Origin of the sequence: Actinomadura geliboluensis (assembly GCF_005889745.1) — a bacterium.
Taxonomy (GTDB): domain Bacteria; phylum Actinomycetota; class Actinomycetes; order Streptosporangiales; family Streptosporangiaceae; genus Spirillospora; species Spirillospora geliboluensis.
This window is the reverse complement of sequence record NZ_VCKZ01000597.1, coordinates 1-4,042: the sequence shown is the minus strand read 5'-3', so window position 1 is coordinate 4,042 and position 4,042 is coordinate 1. Positions and strand designations below refer to the sequence as shown.

General features: G+C 68.6%; 2 protein-coding genes. Both read right to left on the bottom strand.

From position 1 onward, the window contains the following. Nucleotides 1-360: 360 nt before the first annotated feature. Complete coding sequence (locus ETD96_RS42085) at nucleotides 361-3,171, bottom strand: vitamin B12-dependent ribonucleotide reductase (protein WP_138642066.1); 2,811 nt, start codon at nucleotides 3,169-3,171, stop codon at nucleotides 361-363. A gap of 118 nt (nucleotides 3,172-3,289) precedes the next feature. Continuing rightward, the gene (gene nrdR / locus ETD96_RS42080; RefSeq protein ID WP_089327490.1) at nucleotides 3,290-3,763 is read right to left on the bottom strand and encodes a transcriptional regulator NrdR; all 474 of its coding nucleotides are present in this window, start codon (nucleotides 3,761-3,763) and stop codon (nucleotides 3,290-3,292) included. Nucleotides 3,764-4,042: the final 279 nt, after the last annotated feature.

Below are 4,042 nucleotides of genomic sequence, written 5' to 3'. Positions count from 1 at the left end.
GCCCAGAACAAGCCGACCGACGACCCGGGCGACGACGTCCTGGTGGCGGGCCGCCGCAAGGCGTCCCATCGCCGCCGCGCCTCGACGACCCAGCCGATCAAGCCCCCGGCGGGCGACGACAAGACGTCCCCTTGACCGGAAGCGATCAAGGTCGCCCGGCGGGCCGGAGCCCGTCCGAACAGGACGGCCGGAACCCGCTCGCGGTCCTCGGGCGCGTCCCGTGGCCAGGCGAAGGCCGTGACGAGCCAGAACGCCCTACGAAGCGCGCAGAGCCTGACCACGCACAGACCAGAGCGGGGTACCGGTCGTCCCCCGGTACCCCGCTCCGACTACGCGTCATTCAGCCGATATCGGCCCTGATCAGCTGCAGCCGCTGGTGGAGCCGCAGCCTTCGCAGACGTAGCAGCTGCCGGCCGGGCGCATCTTCGTGCCGCAGGTGAGGCAGAGCGGCGCGTCGGCCGTGCGGCCCTGGCGGCTCTCGATCGCCTCCACCGACGAGTGCGCCTCGGCGGCCGGGGCCGGCGCCGCCGGACGGGTGATCGCGGCGGACTGGGCGAGCGACTCGTGGTCGACCTCGTCCTCGGCGTGCAGGGCCGCCGGGTCCTCGCCGTTGGCCTGCATCGCGCGCTCCTCGGCGGTGAAGATGCCGAGGCCCGCGCGCTCCTCGTAGGGGAGGTGGTCCAGCGCCAGGCGGCGGAAGATGTAGTCCATCACCGAGGTCGCCATGCGGATGTCGGGGTCGTCGGTCATCCCGGCGGGCTCGAACCGCATGTTGGTGAACTTCTCCACCCACGTCTCCAGCGGGACGCCGTACTGCAGGCTGATGGAGATCGCCATGGAGAAGGCGTCCATCACGCCGGCGAGCGTGGAGCCCTGCTTGCCGAGCTTGAGGAAGACCTCGCCGACGCCGTCGTCCGGGTAGGATGAGGCGGTCATGTAGCCCTCGGCGCCCGCGACGGAGAACCGGGTGACGGTCGCGGGGCGCTGCTTCGGCAGCCGCCGCCGGACCGGGCGCGGCGCCAGCGTCTCGGCCGGCTCCGCCTTGTCCTTGTCCTTCTTGCCGGCGGCCGACAGCGGCTGGCCGACCTTGCAGTTGTCGCGGTAGATCGCGAGGGCCTTCAGGCCGAGCCGCCAGCCCTCGAAGTACACCTTCTCGATGTCCTCGATGGTGGCCTGCTCCGGCATGTTGACCGTCTTGGAGATCGCGCCGGACAGGAACGGCTGGACGGCCGCCATCATCCGGACGTGCCCCATCGGGCTGATCGCCCGCTCGCCCATCGCGCAGTCGAACACCTCGTAGTGCTCGGGGCGCAGGCCGGGCGCGTCCACCACGTGGCCGTGCTCGGCGATGTACTCGACGATCGCCTCGATCTGCTCCTGCTGGTAGCCGAGCTGCTCCAGGGCGCGCGGCACCGTGTGGTTGACGATCTGCATGGACCCGCCGCCGACGAGCTTCTTGAACTTCATCAGCGCGAGGTCGGGCTCGATGCCGGTGGTGTCGCAGTCCATCATCAGGCCGATCGTGCCGGTCGGCGCGAGGAGGCTGGCCTGGGCGTTGCGGTAGCCGTGCTTCTCGCCGGCCTTGAGGCAGTCCGCCCACTGCTTGGCGGCGGCGGCGTGGATGGTCTTGTCCATCTCGTCCAGCGTGCGGATGCCGTCGTTGGCGGCGGCGTGCTTGCGCATGACGCGCTTGTGCGCCTCGGCGTTGCGCGCGTAGCCGGCGTACGGGCCGACGACGCCGGCGATCTCGGCGGACCGGCGGTAGGCGACGCCCGTCATCAGCGACGTGATCGCCGCGGCGAGGGACCGGCCGCCCTCGGAGTCGTAGGCGTGCCCGGTCGCCATCAGCAGCGCGCCGAGGTTGGCGTAGCCGATGCCGAGCTGCCGGTAGTCGCGGGTCGTCTCGGCGATCTTCTCGGTCGGGAAGTCGGCGAACGTGATGGAGATGTCCATCGCCGTGATGATCAGCTCGGTGAGCTTCACGAACTTCGCGACGTCGAAGGTGCCCGCGTCGGTGAGGAACTTCAGCAGGTTGATGCTGGCGAGGTTGCAGGACGAGTTGTCCAGGCTCATGTACTCCGAGCACGGGTTGGACGCGGTGATGCGGCCCGTCTCGGGGTTGGTGTGCCAGTCGTTGATCGTGTCGTCGTACTGGATGCCGGGGTCGGCGCACTCCCACGCCGCCTTCGCCATCAGCCGGAACAGCTCCTTGGCCTTGACGGTCGAGACGACCTCGCCGGTCATCCGGGCGCGCAGCCCGAACTCGCCGCCGGACTCGACGGCCTGCATGAACTCGTCGGAGACCCGGACGGAGTTGTTGGCGTTCTGGTACTGGACGGAGCCGATGTCCTTGCCGCCGAGGTCCATGTCGAACCCGGCGTCCCGCAGCGCGCGGATCTTGTCCTCCTCGCGCGCCTTGGTCTCGATGAACTCCTCGATGTCGGGGTGGTCGACGTCCAGCACGACCATCTTCGCGGCGCGGCGGGTCGCGCCCCCGGACTTGATCGTCCCGGCGGAGGCGTCGGCGCCGCGCATGAAGGAGACGGGGCCGCTGGCGGTGCCGCCGGAGGACAGCAGCTCCTTGCTGGAGCGGATGCGGGACAGGTTCAGGCCGGCGCCGGAGCCGCCCTTGAAGATGACGCCCTCTTCCTTGTACCAGTCGAGGATGGACTCCATCGTGTCGTCCACCGACAGGATGAAGCACGCGCTCACCTGCTGCGGCGACTTGGTGCCCACGTTGAACCAGACCGGCGAGTTGAAGCTGAAGAGCTGGTGGACCAGCGCGTACTTCAGCTCGTGGTCGAAGATCTCGGCGTCCTCCTCGGAGGCGAAGTAGCCCTCCCGCAGGCCGGTCTCCACATAGCCGCGGACGACCCGGTCGACGAGCTGCTTCAGGCTCCATTCCCGCTGCGGGGTGCCGACCGCGCCGCGGAAGTACTTGGACGTGACGATGTTGACCGCGTTCAGCGACCAGAAGTCGGGGAACTCGACGCCGCGCTGCTCGAAGTTCACCGAGCCGTCGCGCCAGTTGGTCATGACGACGTCACGACGCTCCCAGCGCATCTCGTCGTACGGGTGCACGCCGGGCGTGGTGAAGATGCGCTCGACCTTCAGCCCTTTGCGGCCCCCCTTGCCGCGCCGTGCCGCCGAGCCGCTCACCGTCTCCGTCATGACCTTCCCCCTTCTCGGGCCCTCCCGCCGGACCCTGTTCAGGAACAACCCCGCCACCGCACGGACCATGCCCGCGCGGAGGCGCTTTCACTGTGCTTTGTGGATGCCGTGACCGCCCCTACCGGGGCGGGCCGGGCTCCCCCGAGGAACCGGCCTTCCGCAGTGCTTCGATCTCCTTGGCGAAGTCGTCCAGCGACTCGAAGCTCCGGTAGACCGAGGCGAATCGCAGATACGCGACCTCGTCGAGTTCGCGCAGTGGCCCCAGAATCGCGAGGCCGACCTCGTGCGAGGGGATTTCCGCGGATCCGGACGATCTGATCGCCTCTTCGACCCGCTGCCCCAGCTTCGCGAGCGCATCCTCGTCGACCGGACGGCCCTGGCAGGCCCTGCGCACCCCGGCGATGATCTTTTCTCGGGAGAACGGCTCGGTGACCCCGCTGCGCTTGGCCACCATGACGAGCACATTCTCCTGCGTGGTGAATCGCTTGCCGCATTCCGCGCACGACCGGCGCCGCCGAATGGCGGCCCCGTCATCGGTGGAACGGCTGTCGATCACTTTGGTGTCAGGGTTGCGGCAGAACGGGCAGTGCACGCTCGATACCTCCCTGACGTAAACGAGTTACACCGATGTGATCGCCATATATAGGGAACTACATCGATGTGACTACTAGATGTTGTGGTCAACCGTACGGCTCGACGCAGGGCTTCGCAACCTGATCGGGAGCCTCGCACGTCACATCCGGCGCGTCCGCGCAGGTCACCTCCCGCCTCCCCGATTTCGTCCCGGGCGTGTCGTCACCCAGCGTCCACGGCGATCACAGAACGCCTGGTCGGAGGCCCCTGTCACTTATACACATCTCCGAGCCCACGA